The sequence below is a fragment of the Paenibacillus oryziterrae genome, assembly GCF_042610485.1.
In the GTDB taxonomy this organism is placed as follows: domain Bacteria; phylum Bacillota; class Bacilli; order Paenibacillales; family Paenibacillaceae; genus Paenibacillus_AQ.
On record NZ_JBGJZO010000005.1, the window covers coordinates 216,762 to 233,404 of the forward strand.

Here is a 16,643-nt window from a genome sequence, read left to right on the forward strand (position 1 = left end):
TGCTTGTTAGAGGGTGTTGAAAGTGTTTAAGCTGTTAAGCAATAAACGTCTGTTCATTCTGCTCATTACGCTGGTGCTCTTTATTGTGGTCATGGGCTTTAGTCTGGGACCACGAAAGTCTTTATCCTGGCCTGAGAACTTTCTTCGGGATACTACAGGTTTTGTGCAAAATCTAATTTATAAGCCCGCTGGTTATATAGCGGGCTTCTTTGAAGATATCGGCAATCTGAATAAGCTGGCCGAAGAGAATGAGCAACTCAAAATCACCGTAGCCCAATATACGCGTGAGCAAGCCCAGTATAATTTCATACAGGCGCACAACGAAGAGCTAATGAAGGAACTTAAATTTACAAAAGAACAACAGGCAATGTACAAATATGAATATCATATTGCCCAAGTTGTCAGCTTGAGTACAGAGCCGAATAACAGCACGCTGGTCATCAATCTGGGGGCCAAAAACGGTGTGAAACCTAACATGTCGGTCATTTCCGTAGATGGTTTGGTGGGCGTAGTCAGCGAGGTCAGTAACTTCACTTCAACAGTTAAGCTGATGACGATGCTGAATGTTAACGATCCCAACTCCCAGCCGGCTATTGCGGCGACGGCCAAAGGTAAAGAGAACCAGACCTTTGGTATGATTGAAAGCTATGATCCGGAGACCAAAATGCTCAAGATGAATAAGATCGCTCCGGAAGATCCAATCAAAGAGAACGATGTGATCATTTCTTCCGGTATTGGCGGATTATATCCCCGCGCGCTGATGATCGGTACGGTCCAAAGCGTGGAAGTGGGAGAATTCGGTTTGACGCGCACTGCGATTATTAAACCAGCAGCCGGGTTTCAGGATTGGAAGGAATTAATTGTAGTGTTCACATCGGAGGCGGCCGGAGAGTGAGTATGCGTCGATCCGTGCTTATCCTGTCGCTGTTTCTGATCTTTATTCTGCAGGGAACGGCTTTGCCGTGGATCATTCCGGACGCCTGGCAGACTAGGATTATTCCCGATCTTGTTCTAGTTATTCTTTTATTTGTTACAATCTATCATCACCGGCATACGGCTCTAGTGCTGGGCCTATCCTTTGGAATGATCCATGACATCGTTTTTTATGGCAGAATTTTAGGCGCTCACTCTTTTGCCATGGGCTTGTCAGTTTATTTGATAGGACTGATTTTTCAGATTCCCCGTGCGCCGCTGCCGCTTATGATGACTGTAGTTCTGCTCGGGAACCTGTTGGAGAATAGCATGTTATTCGGGATTCAAAGTGTATTTAATCTTAATCAACAACCGTATAATTGGGCTTTGCTGAATTATATGCTGCCCACCATGCTTTTTCATTTTGCAGTTGCCTTGATCTTGTATATTCCACTCCGCCGCCAGCTTGCATTACTGAAAAAGGAGGAGCGGAAGGAAGAAACAACATGAGCCGGCCTATTTTCTTCCATGGAAAGCAGGAACTTAAGGACCCAGGCACGAATGAATGAGGATAGGGGGACAGACATATGACAGTGAAATCCAAATACGTAAGGATAAAAGGCGTGAAAGACGGCCTTGTATTCCTTCTAGACGATAAATGTCCCTTTGAAGAACTTTTGAACGAGCTCCGATTCAAGCTGGAACACAGCCATCAAAATATTTTGACTGGACCTATTGTTCATGTCGATGTCAAGCTGGGCAGCCGGTCAGTGACGCCTGAGGAGAAAGAAGCTGTGCTAAGCATTCTGAAGGGCCAAGGCAATCTGCTCATCCGTTCTTTTGAATCGCTGGAAGCTCCGAAGAATGAAACAGGGAGTCCGCTTTCATTGATGAGTGGTATCGTCCGCTCCGGCCAAGTGCTTCACCATCAGGGGGATTTGTTATTCTTGGGTGATGTTAATCCTGGGGGGACGATTACCTGCACAGGGGATATTTATATTCTCGGAGCACTCCGGGGGATGGCCCATGCGGGAGTCGAAGGAGAAGAAGGTGCCATTATTGCAGCTTCATTCTTGTCTCCAACCCAACTGCGAATCGCAGAGATCATAAGCCGCCCTCCGGATGAATGGGGAACCCGGGAGAGCAGCATGGAGTTTGCCTACTTACTGAATGGCGCCATGCAGATTGATAAGATGCACAATATCGTTAAGTTTCGCCAGGATTTAAATGTGTTTAAAGGGGTGTAGCCTTCATGGGAGAAGCGATAGTCGTTACCTCGGGTAAAGGCGGAGTTGGCAAAACGACCACAACAGCCAATATTGGGACCGCACTTGCGTTGCAGGGCAAAAAAGTATGTCTCGTCGATACGGATATCGGACTGCGTAATTTAGATGTTGTAATGGGACTTGAAAATCGGATTATTTATGATCTGGTGGATGTCGCGGAAGGAAGATGCCGCCTGAATCAGGCGCTTGTCAAGGATAAGCGTTTCGATGAGTTGTTCATGCTGCCCGCTGCGCAGACGAAGGATAAGACATCCGTCACTCCCGAGCAGGTAAAGGATATTATTCTCGAGCTCAAGAAAGAATTTGAGTATATTTTGATAGACTGTCCCGCCGGTATTGAGCATGGTTTCAGGAATGCCATCGCCGGTGCTGACAAAGCGATCGTGGTTACGACACCGGAGAACGCTGCTGTGCGTGATGCCGACCGCATTATCGGCCTGCTGGAGCAATCCCAGGTTGAATCTCCAAAACTTATTGTAAATCGGATCCGGCCTAATCTGGTGAAATCAGGAGACATGCTTGATATCGAGGATATTCTGCAGGTGCTCAACATCGATCTTATTGGCATTGTCCCAGACGATGAACTGGTGATCAAGGCTGCTAACGCAGGAGAACCCACCGTCATGAATCCCGATTCGTCTGCAGCTATTGCCTACCGCAATATTGCCCGCCGGATTCTCGGAGATTCCGTTCCGCTGATGCAATTGAACCGGAAGTCCGGAGCATTTACGAAATTCAGGAAATTTTTCGGCATGAGCTAAACACAGCGTGCTAAGAACCCTGTTATAAACCGTCCTATGGTCTATCCATAGGGCGGTTTTTTAATACCCGTTATTTCACTAAGTAGTTTAACCCCCGCGGGAGCTTGTTCTAAAGAGAGTTGCCTGTCTCATAAAATGAAGTAAAACAAGCCCGCGGAGGGATGCAGCGATGGATCAGAATTCAAATATTAAAGGGCGCCGCAAGGAACGAATCAGGAAGTTATTAGAGGACAACCCTGAGCTTGCTGCTGGACAACATGAACTCGGAAGTCAGGATCTTACTTGGAGCCTAAAAGAAAGGCAAGCTTACGAGAATAAACGTATTCCCGAGGAACCGGATCCTGAAACGATGTGGAAGCAGCGCCGCAAGAGCTGGGAGGACGAGGAGGACAACGGCAGGGGTCCCACATTTATCGGCGGTTTTATGCGCCGTCTTATCTTTAGTGCATTATTATTTGGCTTAGCCTATGGAGCTTTCTCGGTACAACAGCCCTGGTCCATAACGGCTCAGGATTTCATTGCCGACGCCCTCCATAATGAAATGGATTTTCAGTCTGCACGCGTGTGGTATGAGAAACATTTCAGTGGATCCCCTGTATTCATACCTATGTTCAATGGAGACGGGGAGCCTGCACAAAAGGTATCAGCCTTGCATGAATGGAGCCCTCCCCTGACAGGAAGTATTGTTCAACCCTTTGCTTCATCTCTAAAAGGACTGGAAATTATGCCGAAAGCCGATTCAAGCGGCAGTGTGACGGTGAAAAGTGTAGATATGGGCCGTGTCTTGTCTGTGTCCCGCGAGCCGCAGGGAGGAATTCGGATTACCGTTCGCCATAGCGGTGATCTTACCGCTGAATATGGACATTTAAGTGGAACCAAGCTTGAGGTGGATGACTGGGTACAGACAGGGGATACTGTGGGCTGGCTGATGCAGCCGGATTCCGGTGCGCTGCCGAATTTCTTTTTTGCATTAATGAAAGATAGAACATATATCGATCCGGCAGAAGTGATCACATTTGATTAGGGTCGGCGGAATCATCCTGTCACTGCATCCGTTACTGGTGTTAATTATGCTTCTCTCTGTTCTAACCGGGCAATTTCTAGAGCTCATTACGTTATTCTCTATCGTGTTCATTCATGAAATGGGACATGTCTGTGCAGCGAAAATAGCCGGTGTCACGGTGAAAAGTGTACAATTGCTGCCGTTCGGAGGTGTAGCTGTGATCGAGGATCATGGCAGGCTTACCGCCCTGCGTGAGATTGCCATTGCTTTAGCCGGACCGCTGCAAAATGGACTGATGATCCTTTTCTCGTTGCTGCTCCAGCGTACTGGGAACGGGAGCGGAGAATTTTTGAATTACTTTATACAAGCCAATGCTGTCATAGCCCTTTTTAACTTGCTGCCAATTCTTCCGCTCGATGGTGGAAAAGTGCTTCAAGCCCTCATTAGTTTGCTTGCACCTTATTATTCAACGCTTTTGTGGTGTGGAAGAATAAGCATCGGGGCAAGTGGGATAGTCATTGCTTATAGTTTGCTTCCTATGGGCACTACTGGAGGTGTGAGGCTGAATATACTGCTAATCGGCGCTTTTTTGCTGTATTCAAACATTACGGATCACCGCAATCTGCCTTACCGGTTTGTTGCTTTTTTGATGAATAGGGGGGCAGTCTATGAACGTTACATCTCCTCGGGCGTGCAGGCCCGTCCAATAGTTGCTCTTTCAGCGAAACCTTTGGATGACATATTGCGTCTATTTAAACGTAACCGTTATCACTTTATTTATGTCTTAAACGGTAAGGGGAATGTCATGGCCGTTGTGCCGGAACAGCGCCTCGTCGCTTCTTATTTCGGGATATAACTTAATAATATGCGTTTATTGACAAATGATTTAAGAACCAGAGGTGAAGCCATGAAGCAAATGATCGTTCACTGCACGCAGCATATTACCCGGATGGCTCTTCTGGAGGATGGAAAGCTAGTGGAGTATGCCGCGGAGCGCGATCAGCAACAAGGACTGGTCGGCAGCTATTACAAAGGTCGGGTCATTAATGTCCTGCCGGGTATGCAGGCTGCTTTTGTAGATATAGGCCAGAAGAAAAACGCGTTTTTATACGTTGATGATGTACTGCATCCGCATCTGGATAAACAGCCGAAGATTAAACCATCCATCGAGGAGCTTCTCCAGCCTGGCCAGGAAATCATTGTACAGGTAAGAAAAGAACCCCGTGGGGGCAAAGGGGCAAGGGTGACAACCCATTACACACTTCCGGGACGCTGGATGGTGTACATGCCTTTTGCCGAATATGTGGGCGTCTCCAAAAAAATCGGACGTGAATCCGAACGGGGGCGGCTGAAAGCAATCGGAGAACGGCTGCGCAGGAACGAGGAAGGTCTTATTATGCGTACCGTCTCTGAGGATGAGCCGACTGCAGCGGTTGAGGGGGACCTTGCTTTTTTGCGGGCACAATGGGATGTGATCACCCGAAGGGCAACGTCCGTGACAGCTCCTGCACTGCTTCATAGTGATTTAAGCATTGTGCAGCGTTATATTCGCGATGCTTTTAACCCTGAAATCGACGAATTGATCATCGATTCCCTCAAAGCTGCCAAGGAGGCAGAGATATTCCTAAATGAAATGGCCCCTGCCGGCCACAGACCTGTGAACCTTTACAGCGGGCATGAGCACATACTCAGCACATATGGAATACAGGATGAGTTGTACAAAAGCTTTAGCCGTAAGATCACTCTGGATGGGGGAGCCACGCTGGTCTGGGATGAAACAGAGGCGCTAACAGTGATCGATGTCAACACCGCACAATATATTGGCGGATCTTCTCTGGAGGATACTGTAAGCCGGACAAACCTGCTGGCTGCTGAGGAGATCGGCAGGCTGATTCGTTTAAGAGATACCGGTGGAATCATTGTTATAGACTTTATTGATATGGAGCTGGAGGAACACAGGAACATGGTCACAGACCGTCTAGAGAGTATTGTCGCCAGTGACCGGACCAAGACGCATATTTTAGGCTGGACAAGGCTTGGACTACTCGAAATGACGCGTAAGAAGGCCAGACATGATTCCGCCGGTTTAGTCCCAACTTCCTGCACGTGCTGCGGCGGGACTGGCAAAGTAGGGACATGGGTAGAGGAATAAGTATTCTTGTCAAGATTTGTTGACTATAGGCAATAAGTATGATACTATCTTCAAGTATGTGTTTGGTTGTTCTCTTCCTACACATGCTGTAACCGCTCCGATCGGGTACACAAGAGCAGTTTCGAAAGAACCTGCCACCTAGACTAGGCGAGTCTGAGACATGAGGAGGTGCAAGTACAATGTATGCAATTATCGAAACTGGTGGTAAACAATACAAAGTCCAAGAGGGCGATGTTTTGTTCATTGAGAAGCTGGAAGCTGAAGACGGCGCAAGCGTAACGTTTGACCGTGTCTTGGCTGTTTCTAACGAAGGTGGTCTGACTGCAGGAACTCCGCTGGTAAGCGGCGCGTCTGTAACAGCTAAAGTCGAGAAACACGGTAAAGGCCAAAAGGTTGTAGTTTACAAATACAAACCTAAGAAGAACTACCACAAGAAACAAGGTCATCGTCAACCGTACACAAAAGTAACTATCGAGAAGATTCAAGCGTAAGAAGGTGCGTTAATGATTAACGTACGGATTACACGAGCTTCTGCTCAAGGTGCTATTGTCGGTTTTTCCGTAAAAGGGCATGCAGAATATGCTAGGAGTGGCAAGGATATCGTCTGTGCCGGAGTTTCAACCGTTACGGTCGGAACGGTGAATTCGATTGAGACGCTTACGGGTGTAGTTCTGAATACTTCGATGAAGGATGGATTTCTCAGTGGAACCTTGGTTCCCGTGAATGATCCCGAAGTTTCAGCCAAAGTCCAGCTTTTGTTGGAATCCATGGTTGTTATGCTTAAGGTTATTTCGAAATCGTACAGAAAATATGTTCAGATACAGGAAGTCATTATTTGAAGAAGGAGGTAGACAACATGTTGAAATTGAATCTTCAATTGTTCGCATCGAAAAAAGGTGTAGGTTCCACAAAGAACGGACGGGATAGCCATTCCAAACGTCTTGGCGTGAAACGTGCTGACGGTCAAGCAGTTACCGGCGGAAGCATCTTGGTTCGTCAACGCGGAACAAAAATTCACCCAGGCACAAACGTAGGCATCGGTAAAGATGATACCTTGTTTGCTAAAGTTGATGGTGTAGTGAAGTTCGAACGTTGGGGCCGCGATCGTAAGAAAGTGAGCGTCTACCCTGTTGATGTTGCTCCGGTAGCAGCAGCATTGGAAGCGTAAGCTACGGTAACCATAATTGCAGTGAAGCCTCCGGCATTATGCCGGAGGCTTTTTTTGAAACACAAGAAAGTATAAGTTGCACACTATACTTTATCCTTGTGTTTTTGCGAGAAACTCTGCTGTCCCTAATAAGAGGACGCAGTCGTTTCTTCTGAAAAGTAGAAGGCTCGTCTTGAATTTCAGATGATTGCAATGAAGGCCTGTGTTATACTGGGGAATGGAAAATCTTGAACAGTGTGATAAATACGGAAGATTGAGAATTATGAGAACTTAGAGACGGGGAGAACGAATGAAATCCTGGAAAGGTGTAATCTGGGCAGTCTTGTTATCCGTAGCTTTTCCTTTAGGTTTGATATGCTGGCAGACATCTCTTTGGACATGTCTGCTACTGGCTCTGTGGGTGATGGCTGTGGTTGTTTTCAGTAACATATGGAATCAGCGGCACTATGAGCGGGAACTGAACCTGCAGGAACGGGGCTTGCAACGTGCGGCCATACGGACACTGAATCATCACCGGCATGACTGGATGAATGATTTACAAGTACTGTACGGGTATATTCAGCTCGGTAAGCCTGATAAAACACTGCAAACTGTGGAAAGAATAAAGGGGCGCATCGCGCTGGATAGCAGGATTGCCAAGCTTGGAGCACCTTCCCTTGTTTTTTATATCCAGTCTTTCCGCACACATAGCAACAGTCTTGAACTGGACGTGCAAGTGGAAGAAGGACTTAGCCTGGAGAATCGGCTGACTCCCGAAGCGGAAGAGGAACTGACTTCAATTATTATGCAGACTGTGCGTGCATACCAGTACAGTGGACGCTCTTCACTAGGGGAAGCCAGCAAGCTTTGTCTCGATTTTACGGTTGATGAAGGGGATATTCTTATCACTTTTCGGGCCGAAGGGACGCATGGCAACCCTGAACTGTTTCAAGGACAGATTAATAATATAGTACTAGGAAAAAATGTGCGGGCAGAACCGCTCACAAGGGATCTAACCCATGTGAAGCTACGTCTGCCGCTCGGAATGTGAGGAAGGTGAATATATGTTTGTTGATAAAGCTAAGATTTATGTAAAAGGCGGGGACGGCGGCGATGGGCTTGTTGCGTTCCGACGTGAGAAATATGTTCCGGAAGGCGGGCCGGCAGGCGGCGACGGCGGCCGGGGCGGCGACGTTATTTTCCGGGTAGATGAAGGCCTTCGGACCCTTATGGATTTCCGCTACCAGCGGCACTTCAAAGCGGACAAAGGTATCAAAGGGCGCAATAAAAGCCAGCATGGAGCCAATGCTGAGCATATGATTGTCCGGATTCCTCCAGGAACCGTGCTTATTGATGATGATACCGGCGAGACGATTGCGGATATGACGCGTCACGGCCAGCAGGTTGTCGTAGCACGCGGAGGTCGTGGAGGCCGTGGTAATACACGTTTCGCCACAGCTAACAATACCGCACCGGAACTGGCTGAGAACGGGGAAGAAGGCCAGGAGCGTTATATCGTCATGGAGCTTAAAGTAATGGCTGACGTAGGCCTGGTCGGATTCCCAAGTGTGGGCAAATCGACTCTGCTGTCAGTTGTTTCGGCTGCCAAGCCGAAGATCGGTGCATATCACTTTACGACTATCACTCCTAATTTGGGTGTTGTCGATGTGGGTGACGGACGAAGCTTTGTTATGGCGGATTTGCCGGGTCTTATTGAAGGTGCAAGCGAAGGCATTGGACTTGGTCACGAATTTCTTCGCCATGTTGAACGTACCCGAATCATCATTCATGTCGTTGACATGTCCGGTTCAGAGGGAAGAGATCCTTTTGAAGATTGGGTCAAAATCAATGATGAACTCAAGCAGTATAATGCCAATCTTGCGGAACGCCCGCAGATCATAGCTGCGAACAAGATGGATATGCCGGAATCGGAAGATCATTTGGAGAACTTCCGTAAATTGGCCGGAGAGATTCATCCGGATCTCACTATTCTGCCGATTTCATCACTTACACGCCAGGGGATTCAGGAGCTGCTATACCGGGCGGCTGATTTGCTAGACAGCATCCCTGTGGCTCCGGTTGTCGAGGAAGTCGCAGACAACTCCGAGCGCAAGGTGTACAAGCTGGAAGAGGAAGAGGATAATACCTTTACCATTACACGCGATAATGATGCCTTTGTCGTTAGCAGTCCGCGGATTGAGCGGATGCTCAAACGTATGCAACTAAGTACTCATGATGCAATCCTGAAGCTGGCACGTACGCTCCGTCATATGGGCGTAGATGCCGAACTGCGGAAGCGGGGCGCCGTTGAAGGTACAATTGTACGCATCGGTGAGTTTGAGTTTGAGTTCGTGGAGAACAGCAGCTACTATTAAATCTATACAAAAAATAATTACCGGCGGTACCCTGATCTGTTTCATTGACGGAGGGGTATGGCCGGTTTTTTTGCAATTTTGACGCCAAAGGCTGTATAAATCGTATACAATAAAGGTTGTATCATCCTTAATTTCCCTTATTGAATTCGCTTCAATGCTCAAGCTATCATTAACATGGCATTGTAACAGGGAAGCAGGGAGCTTCAGGCAATATAGAGTGGTTTTCAGTTAAGTATTGCTTTTCTGATGCATAATCCCGTATAATGTCCACTATAAAAATACATAAGTCTTTGAGGAGAGGACGTTCGTGAAAGAACGCTATTATTTGATCCGGGAAGATATACTACCCGATGCGGTGCTCAAGACCATGCAAGTGAAACAGCTGCTGGAATCCGGGGATGCGAAGACCGTTAATGAAGGTGTGGAGCAGGTGGGACTCAGCCGAAGTGCATTTTATAAATACAAGGATGGAATCCATCTGATTCATCAGCTAGAACGAGAGCGTATCGTTACCATTTCTTTGGATCTGGAGCATGAATCCGGTATGCTGTCTAAGGTACTGGGTTGTGTTGCGGGGCACGGGGCTAACGTACTGACCATTAATCAGAGTATTCCACTGCAGGGAAAAGCGAACGTGGTGATCTCTGTGGAGATTTCCCGTTTAAGTGAGGAGCTTGGCGATATGATTGACAGTTTGAAAGAAATTTCCGGTGTTAAACGGGCAATCATTATAGGGCAAGGTTAGCACCAGATGTATTTGGAAGCATATGATGCTTCTTGAAACTATAAGGGGGATATAGATACACATGAAGGCTGTGAAGGTAGGATTGCTAGGGCTGGGAACAGTCGGTACGGGGGTGGTCCGTATCGTTGAAGGGAATCAGGAGCATCTAAGCAGCCAGGTAGGTTCTCCGATTATTATTGAGCGTATCGCAGTGAAAAATTCAGATAAAGCCCGCGACATTTCTGTGGCCTCCGCCAAGTTGACTACTGATCCGTGGGAAGTTATCCGTGATCCTGAAATTGATGTCATTGTTGAGGTCATGGGCGGAATTAACGGAACGAAGGAATATATTCTCGAAGCCTTAGATCGCGGCAAACATATCGTCACTGCGAATAAGGACCTTATGGCCCTGCATGGCTCAGAGATACTGGCTAAAGCCCAAGAGAAGCAGTGCGATGTATTTTATGAAGCGAGTGTTGCAGGTGGCATTCCAATAATTCGCACACTGATTGAAGGGTTTTCGTCGGACCGTATTACTAAAATTATGGGTATTGTTAATGGGACGACTAACTATATTCTGACTAAAATGAGCCAGGAAGGTGCCTCTTATCCGGATGTACTAAAAGAAGCTCAAGATTTGGGATATGCGGAATCGGATCCTACCTCGGATGTGGAAGGACTCGATGCCGCACGTAAAATGGCGATTCTCGGTACACTCGGGTTCCGGACCAATGTAGAATTGTCCGATGTCAGCGTTAAAGGCATTTCCAAAGTCAGTAAAGAAGACATTGCATTTGCAAAGCGGCTGGGTTATGAAATGAAGCTGCTTGGTATTGCGGAGTGTCAGAACGAAGAATTTAATATCAGCGTTCAACCGACGATGATTCGTGCGGGTCACCCGATTGCTTCGGTGAATGGCGTGTTCAATGCCGTTTATGTCTATGGTGAAGCGGTTGGTGAAACGATGTTCTATGGTGCAGGAGCAGGCGCAATGCCGACGGCGACTTCAATTGTGGCTGATCTCGTTGCTGTAATCAAGAACCTCAAGCTCGGGGTGAACGGACTTAAGCAGATTGTGCCTTATAAAGCAATGAAGGTGAAGAGTGACGAGGATATTTATTACAAAAACTTCCTTCTGCTGCACGTGGATGACAAAGCTGGTGTTCTGGCCAAAATCACACAGGTTTTTGCGGAATACGATGTCAGTTTGGATTCGGTTGTTCAGCAGGCGAACCCGAGCAATCCTGATGCAGAGATCATAATTGTTACCCATAATGCCAGCCAAGCGAGTATGAACAAAGTGCTCCGGCATTTTGAAGATTTAAGTGTGATTCGCCGGATCAAAAGCCATTATCGTGTAGAAGGCTAATGACTTGGTAGATAAAAAACTTAAGGGGAACGCAGCTGTGAATAACTACGGAAAGGCAAGAGTAAAAGTGCCAGCCAGTACGGCCAATCTGGGTCCGGGCTTTGATACCCTCGGTATGGCATTATCTCTATATATCTGGATTGAAATGCAGGAGGCACCTGTGACGGTCTTTCACCTTCATGGTGCTGAAGTAGAGGGGCTGGCTCAAGATAAAAGCAATCTGATCTACCAGGTTGCCCAAATGGTGTTTGATAAGGCTGGGGTATCGGTTCCGGAACTCGAAATCTCGATGTATTCCGAAATTCCGCTGACACGGGGTCTAGGAAGCAGTGCTTCCGCTATCATTGGCGGCATGGCAGCAGCAAATGCTCTCATCGGTTCTCCTTTGGACAATGACACGCTGTTCAGTATGGCCACCAGCCTCGAGAAACACCCGGACAATGTGGGAGCTTCTCTATTCGGAGGGATTATTACGGCAGTATGGGACGGTAACCGTGCAGATTACGTGAGGATTGAGCCTCCGGAGGATCTTAAGGTGTTGGTTGTTATCCCTAATTTTGAACTGGCTACTTCTAAGGCACGTGGAGTTCTGCCTGCTGAGATATCAGTGGCAGATGCAGTTTATAATATCAGCCGTACATCCCTGCTGACGGCTGCATTGTTTTCCGGTAGGCTGGATTTGATTAGAACGGCTATGCAGGACAGATTGCATCAGCCATACCGAGCACCGCTTGTACCCGGTATGGAGAAGCTGCTGAAGGAAGCGCACAGTCATGGAGCGCTCGGAATTGCCTTGAGTGGTGCAGGACCTACGGTCCTTGCACTAGTGGACCGCAGGGAGCAGCGCAAGGATGAATTGGAGGCTTTTATGCGGGAAACCATGCTGGAGCAGGGGATTGAGGCACGCACCTGCTGGCTCTCGCCATGTACTTCAGGTGTGGTCAGTGAGGTGTTTAATAGAAACGAGATGCAAAACAGTACGTTTTTAGATATGATAAAAGGAGAAGTACGGTCATGAAATCAATAGCGGTTCTGCCGCAGGGTTCGGTTTCTCACGAAGCACTGCTGCATTTATTCGGACATGAACAGGTAAATGTAGTTCATCACAAGCTGATCTCGGATGTGTTCTTGTCAACGGTTAAGGGAGAGACTGAATACAGCGTCATTCCAATTGAGAACACTATTGAAGGTTCCGTAAGTCTGCATATTGACTGGCTTGTGAATGAAGTAAACCTGCCGATGCAGGCGGAGTGGATTTATCCTTCTGTTCAGAATCTGATCGGTAATCCCGGTGAATTCATTGGTGCAGACGGGAGAAGAGATTATTCGCATATTGTGAAGATTCTTTCCCATCCTGTAGCAACTGCGCAGTGCGGGCAGTATATCCGTGAGAATGCGCCGCATGCTGAACTGGAACCGGTAGGCAGTACATCCGAGGCCGTAGAGATTGTAAAAAACAATCCCGGAAGAGGTTGGGCCGCAATCGGTACGGCTTTAGGTGCTGCGACACACGGATTAGAGATTCTTGACCGGCAAATCACAGATCACGATAACAACTACACACGGTTTGTGCTTGTCGGTCCGGAGAGGGTAGAACTCCCCCGTATAAGCTCCGGCAGTAAGACAAGCGTGCTTGTAACGCTTCCGGAAGATTTTCCGGGTGCGCTGCATCAGGTGCTTTCCGCTTTTGCCTGGAGACGTCTGAATTTATCCCGTATTGAATCAAGACCAACGAAGAAGAAGCTGGGAACATATTATTTTTACATTGATGTGCTGGAACCCATCGAATCCATTCTGCTGCCGGCTGCCATTGAGGAGATTAGGGCGCTTGGCTGTATGGTGCGTATTCTGGGCTCGTATCCCACATACACCTATGAGGAAGAGAAAGCGGAGGTGCAGTAAAGTTTATGGCGGAGCAATGGATCTATCTGGATGGACAATTCGTAACAAAGGAAAATGCAAAAGTATCCGTTTATGATCACGGTTTTTTGTATGGAGACGGAATATTTGAAGGTATAAGAATTTATAACGGGAATATTTTTAAATGCAAAGAGCATTTGGACAGACTGTATGACTCAGCCCGTTCCATTCAGTTGAACATTCCTTTGACTTATGATGAAATGCTGGAAGCAATGGTTGAAACTATCCGCAAGAATGAGATGCGAGACGGCTACATTCGGCTGGTGGTATCCCGTGGTCCAGGTAACCTTGGTCTTGATCCGCGCCGTTGTCCCAAAGCGAGCGTCATCATTATTGTGGAGCAGCTCGCAATCTATTCAGAGCAAGCGTACTTGAAGGGGCTGCGTGCGGTATCCGTATCCCAACGCCGGAATCTGCCGGATGCTTTGAATCCTAAAATTAAATCCCTGAACTATTTGAATAATATACTCGTTAAACTCCAGTCCAACCTGGCCGAAGCCGATGAGGCTATCATGATGAATGCCCAGGGCTATGTGACCGAAGGCTCGGGAGATAATATTTTTATCGTAAAAAGAGGCGTGGTTTACACTCCTCCATGTTATCTTGGAGCCCTTGAGGGTATCACCCGGCTTGCGATCATTGAGCTGTGTGAGAAGCTTGGGTACAAGCTGAAGGAAGAGCCTTTTACTATGCACGATATTTATATTGCCGATGAAGTATTCTTTACCGGCACTGCAGCAGAGGTTATTGCCGCCCGTGAAATTGACGGCCGTATTATCGGGGAAGGCCACGCTGGACCGATCACGCTTAAGCTGCTTGAGGAATTCCGTAATGTTGTAGACAAAGACGGCTACAAGGTATGGGAATCCTAAGAACTGAAATCCACCGGAAATCCTTTCATTAAGGCATGAAAGAGTAACTGGAAATCACCGTAAATCCCTTCATGCTATGCATGGAGGGATTTTTTTTATTTCGGGGATGTCAATCGCCCATGGCCTGCATAAGATGTAGTAACGAAGGAGGCGGCTGTACCGCATATCCCTACTCTTAAATGCGCAGTATCTCCAGAGGGAATGCATTCCAAGTCCGTTACAATCGCATAGCTGTACAGGGAATATTACTCCACATAATGTTTAGGAGGTAAATGCTGAGTGAGAATACACATAGTTAAACAAGGCGATACGTTGTATGCAATAGCTCAAAAGCACGGAGTGCCGCTGCAAAAAATAATTGAAGCCAATCCGCAAATCAGTAATCCGGATGTGCTGGTTATTGGTGATAAGGTGAAGATCCCTGCAGCTCCGGTGCCCGTCCCGGACAACAATCATGCTTATCATAAGCATACGGTGAAACAAGGAGACACTTTGTGGAAACTGTCCAAAGCCTGGGGGATAACTTTAAAGGATATCGTGGAGGCAAATCCGCAATTGAAAAACCCTAACACATTGATGATAGGAGAAGTTGTCAATATTCCTATGAAAGGAATGTCACCTGCAGGTCAAAACGCTGATGCAGTGGCAAGTGTTGTGGATAAAACACAACTGGGCGGAGAAAATTATACCGGGCCTATTGAGCAGCCTCCGACTAAAACTTATACCGGACCTATCGCACAACCGCCTGTAAAAACAAACACTGCTCCTATTGAAGAGCTCCCGGCACCTGTGATCCAAGAACCAATAAAAGCTGTTGAACCAGCACCAGTTAAGGAGACAGTGCATGCGGAGTCGCAGAGTCTTTTTGTACAAATCACTGTTCCTGCTCAAGAAGCGGTTACCTATCATCATGAGATGAAGCCGGCACCGACACCGTGCGGATGTGACCATGCTGCCGGTTACCCAGGACTGACAGAGAATCCGAACTTCTATGACTGTCCGCCAGCGTACCCTTTATATGAATCAGTGAACAACATCCAACCTATGTACGAAAAAATGCCTATGTATGATCATATGAATGCTCCAATGTCTCAAATTAACCCGATGTCATATGCGCCAGATTACATGATGCCTTACAACTATTATCAGAATAATATGTACCCGGCTGCTGGCAATCCTGGACCCTGGTATCCGAATATGGAACCATTATATACATCACCGCAATATGAAGATAACATGCCTAATATGCCATGGCCTGTGTCCTGCGGTTGTGGAAAGGGAGGTCAGATGCAGCCTTATCAGGTTACTCCCTATGAAATGTCCATGTATAATCCTCAGCCCATGCACCCGATGGGATTATCCCCATACGGCGTAGGGATGCCTAATGCAATGCTTCAGCAGGTTGCTCCCATGATGGCAGGCATTCCTTCGAATCCGGAGTATCCAGGTTTGGGAAATGGAACTATGGGATTATACAACCGTGTGACTGAATCCCAGTTGCCCCCTGTTGCTGAGGAGATTGGGCAAGTATCCGGGAGTGTTTCTGTAGATAGCGAAGCGGTTGCCCAGAAAGAAGGGAAAGCTTCTGTGGCATCGGGACGTCCTAAAGTGAAAACCTCCAGTATTAAAACAAACAAAAACGAATCTCTAAAAACTCAGAATTCAAGAAAAAATAAAGGGAGTGCCGTGTCCAAAAAACGTCGAAATCCATGGATTTCGAATTAGGCCAGCCTTCATAAGGTATTAGATTCGGCATACCGGGTACTTATCGTATGATATGACCCGGTATGTCTTTTGCTTGTTTAATTTTATATTGGCCTATGGCTATAAAGTGCAGATTAGAAGTGAGTAAGCACCTGATAAAATGGGGAATTTTAAGTGTTGTTTTCATCTTTTGAATTATGTTATATTAAAAGTCCGCTAATGAGGCATTGAAATATTATGTCGCTTGTGGAACCAGTGCAACAATGGTTTGAAGAATTATTTAAAATTAAATGTTGCATTAAGTCGAAATACATGTTATATTATAAAAGTTGATGGTGACGAGATAATCGCCGACAACGAGAACTTGATCTTTGAAAACTGAACAACGAGTGAGTGGGATTTTACGAAAGTAAAATCC

Annotated in this window: 18 protein-coding genes and 1 other annotated feature; all 18 genes read left to right on the plus strand. The window is 47.0% G+C overall.

All coding sequences use genetic code 11. From position 1 onward, the window contains the following. Positions 1 to 13 precede the first annotated feature (13 nt). Entirely contained in the window at positions 14 to 895 is an 882-nt protein-coding gene (gene mreC / locus ACAN55_RS08625; protein WP_379130847.1) for a rod shape-determining protein MreC, read from the plus strand. Further along, positions 892 to 1,422, plus strand: a complete 531-nt coding sequence (mreD, locus tag ACAN55_RS08630; RefSeq protein ID WP_379130850.1) for a rod shape-determining protein MreD — start codon at positions 892 to 894, stop codon at positions 1,420 to 1,422. Before mreC ends, mreD begins: the two co-directional genes overlap by 4 nt. A 77-nt stretch (positions 1,423 to 1,499) precedes the next feature. Beyond that, entirely contained in the window at positions 1,500 to 2,159 is a 660-nt protein-coding gene (gene minC / locus ACAN55_RS08635; protein ID WP_379130852.1) for a septum site-determining protein MinC, read from the plus strand. A gap of 5 nt (positions 2,160 to 2,164) precedes the next feature. Beyond that, the gene (gene minD / locus ACAN55_RS08640; protein WP_379130855.1) at positions 2,165 to 2,959 is read left to right on the plus strand and encodes a septum site-determining protein MinD; all 795 of its coding nucleotides are present in this window, start codon (positions 2,165 to 2,167) and stop codon (positions 2,957 to 2,959) included. Between the two features lie 169 nt (positions 2,960 to 3,128). Then, on the plus strand, positions 3,129 to 3,983 hold the full coding sequence (locus ACAN55_RS08645) for a peptidoglycan DD-metalloendopeptidase family protein (protein WP_379130858.1): 855 nt from the start codon (positions 3,129 to 3,131) through the stop codon (positions 3,981 to 3,983). Next, positions 3,976 to 4,818 carry a M50 family metallopeptidase gene (locus ACAN55_RS08650; protein ID WP_379130861.1) on the plus strand — a complete coding sequence of 281 codons (843 nt, stop codon included), beginning with the start codon at positions 3,976 to 3,978 and terminating at the stop codon, positions 4,816 to 4,818. Before ACAN55_RS08645 ends, ACAN55_RS08650 begins: the two co-directional genes overlap by 8 nt. Before the next feature lie 51 nt (positions 4,819 to 4,869). Then, positions 4,870 to 6,114, plus strand: a complete 1,245-nt coding sequence (locus ACAN55_RS08655; RefSeq protein WP_379130863.1) for an Rne/Rng family ribonuclease — start codon at positions 4,870 to 4,872, stop codon at positions 6,112 to 6,114. An 80-nt stretch (positions 6,115 to 6,194) separates the two neighbouring features. Then, positions 6,195 to 6,279, plus strand: a sequence feature (ribosomal protein L21 leader region). A gap of 14 nt (positions 6,280 to 6,293) precedes the next feature. After that, complete coding sequence (rplU, locus tag ACAN55_RS08660) at positions 6,294 to 6,605, plus strand: 50S ribosomal protein L21 (RefSeq protein WP_341017227.1); 312 nt, start codon at positions 6,294 to 6,296, stop codon at positions 6,603 to 6,605. Positions 6,606 to 6,617: 12 nt separating this feature from the next. Next, the gene (locus ACAN55_RS08665) at positions 6,618 to 6,953 is read left to right on the plus strand and encodes a ribosomal-processing cysteine protease Prp (protein WP_379130866.1); all 336 of its coding nucleotides are present in this window, start codon (positions 6,618 to 6,620) and stop codon (positions 6,951 to 6,953) included. Between the two features lie 17 nt (positions 6,954 to 6,970). After that, complete coding sequence (gene rpmA, locus ACAN55_RS08670; RefSeq protein WP_379130868.1) at positions 6,971 to 7,282, plus strand: 50S ribosomal protein L27; 312 nt, start codon at positions 6,971 to 6,973, stop codon at positions 7,280 to 7,282. 289 nt (positions 7,283 to 7,571) lie between these two features. After that, complete coding sequence (locus ACAN55_RS08675) at positions 7,572 to 8,312, plus strand: Spo0B domain-containing protein (RefSeq protein WP_379130871.1); 741 nt, start codon at positions 7,572 to 7,574, stop codon at positions 8,310 to 8,312. A gap of 13 nt (positions 8,313 to 8,325) precedes the next feature. Further along, positions 8,326 to 9,636: a GTPase ObgE gene (gene obgE, locus ACAN55_RS08680; RefSeq protein WP_379130874.1), complete on the plus strand. Its 1,311-nt coding sequence runs from the start codon at positions 8,326 to 8,328 to the stop codon at positions 9,634 to 9,636. Positions 9,637 to 9,943: 307 nt separating this feature from the next. Further along, positions 9,944 to 10,381: an ACT domain-containing protein gene (locus tag ACAN55_RS08685; RefSeq protein ID WP_379130877.1), complete on the plus strand. Its 438-nt coding sequence runs from the start codon at positions 9,944 to 9,946 to the stop codon at positions 10,379 to 10,381. Positions 10,382 to 10,442: 61 nt separating this feature from the next. After that, positions 10,443 to 11,729 carry a homoserine dehydrogenase gene (locus ACAN55_RS08690; RefSeq protein ID WP_379130879.1) on the plus strand — a complete coding sequence of 429 codons (1,287 nt, stop codon included), beginning with the start codon at positions 10,443 to 10,445 and terminating at the stop codon, positions 11,727 to 11,729. A 37-nt stretch (positions 11,730 to 11,766) separates the two neighbouring features. Beyond that, positions 11,767 to 12,747 (plus strand): homoserine kinase, encoded by a 981-nt coding sequence (gene thrB, locus ACAN55_RS08695; protein WP_379130881.1) that lies wholly within the window; start codon positions 11,767 to 11,769, stop codon positions 12,745 to 12,747. Continuing rightward, on the plus strand, positions 12,744 to 13,631 hold the full coding sequence (gene pheA, locus ACAN55_RS08700) for a prephenate dehydratase (RefSeq protein ID WP_379130884.1): 888 nt from the start codon (positions 12,744 to 12,746) through the stop codon (positions 13,629 to 13,631). The genes thrB and pheA overlap by 4 nt, the downstream gene beginning before the upstream one ends. Positions 13,632 to 13,636: 5 nt before the next feature. After that, a complete protein-coding gene (gene ilvE / locus ACAN55_RS08705; protein WP_379130886.1) occupies positions 13,637 to 14,521 on the plus strand; it encodes a branched-chain-amino-acid transaminase in 885 nt (294 codons plus the stop codon). 279 nt (positions 14,522 to 14,800) lie between these two features. Beyond that, positions 14,801 to 16,246: a LysM peptidoglycan-binding domain-containing protein gene (locus tag ACAN55_RS08710; protein WP_379130888.1), complete on the plus strand. Its 1,446-nt coding sequence runs from the start codon at positions 14,801 to 14,803 to the stop codon at positions 16,244 to 16,246. Positions 16,247 to 16,643: the final 397 nt, after the last annotated feature.

Bases quoted from the DNA above. Each gene is read 5' to 3' on its own strand.
- obgE (WP_379130874.1), top strand. From the start codon at position 8,326: ATGTTTGTTGATAAAGCTAAGATTTATGTAAAAGGCGGGGACGGCGGC.
- ACAN55_RS08655 (WP_379130863.1), top strand. From the start codon at position 4,870: ATGAAGCAAATGATCGTTCACTGCACGCAGCATATTACCCGGATGGCT.
- ACAN55_RS08665 (WP_379130866.1), top strand. From the start codon at position 6,618: ATGATTAACGTACGGATTACACGAGCTTCTGCTCAAGGTGCTATTGTC.
- ACAN55_RS08690 (WP_379130879.1), top strand. From the start codon at position 10,443: ATGAAGGCTGTGAAGGTAGGATTGCTAGGGCTGGGAACAGTCGGTACG.
- rplU (WP_341017227.1), top strand. From the start codon at position 6,294: ATGTATGCAATTATCGAAACTGGTGGTAAACAATACAAAGTCCAAGAG.
- rpmA (WP_379130868.1), top strand. From the start codon at position 6,971: ATGTTGAAATTGAATCTTCAATTGTTCGCATCGAAAAAAGGTGTAGGT.
- pheA (WP_379130884.1), top strand. From the start codon at position 12,744: ATGAAATCAATAGCGGTTCTGCCGCAGGGTTCGGTTTCTCACGAAGCA.
- ACAN55_RS08645 (WP_379130858.1), top strand. From the start codon at position 3,129: ATGGATCAGAATTCAAATATTAAAGGGCGCCGCAAGGAACGAATCAGG.
- ACAN55_RS08675 (WP_379130871.1), top strand. From the start codon at position 7,572: ATGAAATCCTGGAAAGGTGTAATCTGGGCAGTCTTGTTATCCGTAGCT.
- minD (WP_379130855.1), top strand. From the start codon at position 2,165: ATGGGAGAAGCGATAGTCGTTACCTCGGGTAAAGGCGGAGTTGGCAAA.
- minC (WP_379130852.1), top strand. From the start codon at position 1,500: ATGACAGTGAAATCCAAATACGTAAGGATAAAAGGCGTGAAAGACGGC.
- ilvE (WP_379130886.1), top strand. From the start codon at position 13,637: ATGGCGGAGCAATGGATCTATCTGGATGGACAATTCGTAACAAAGGAA.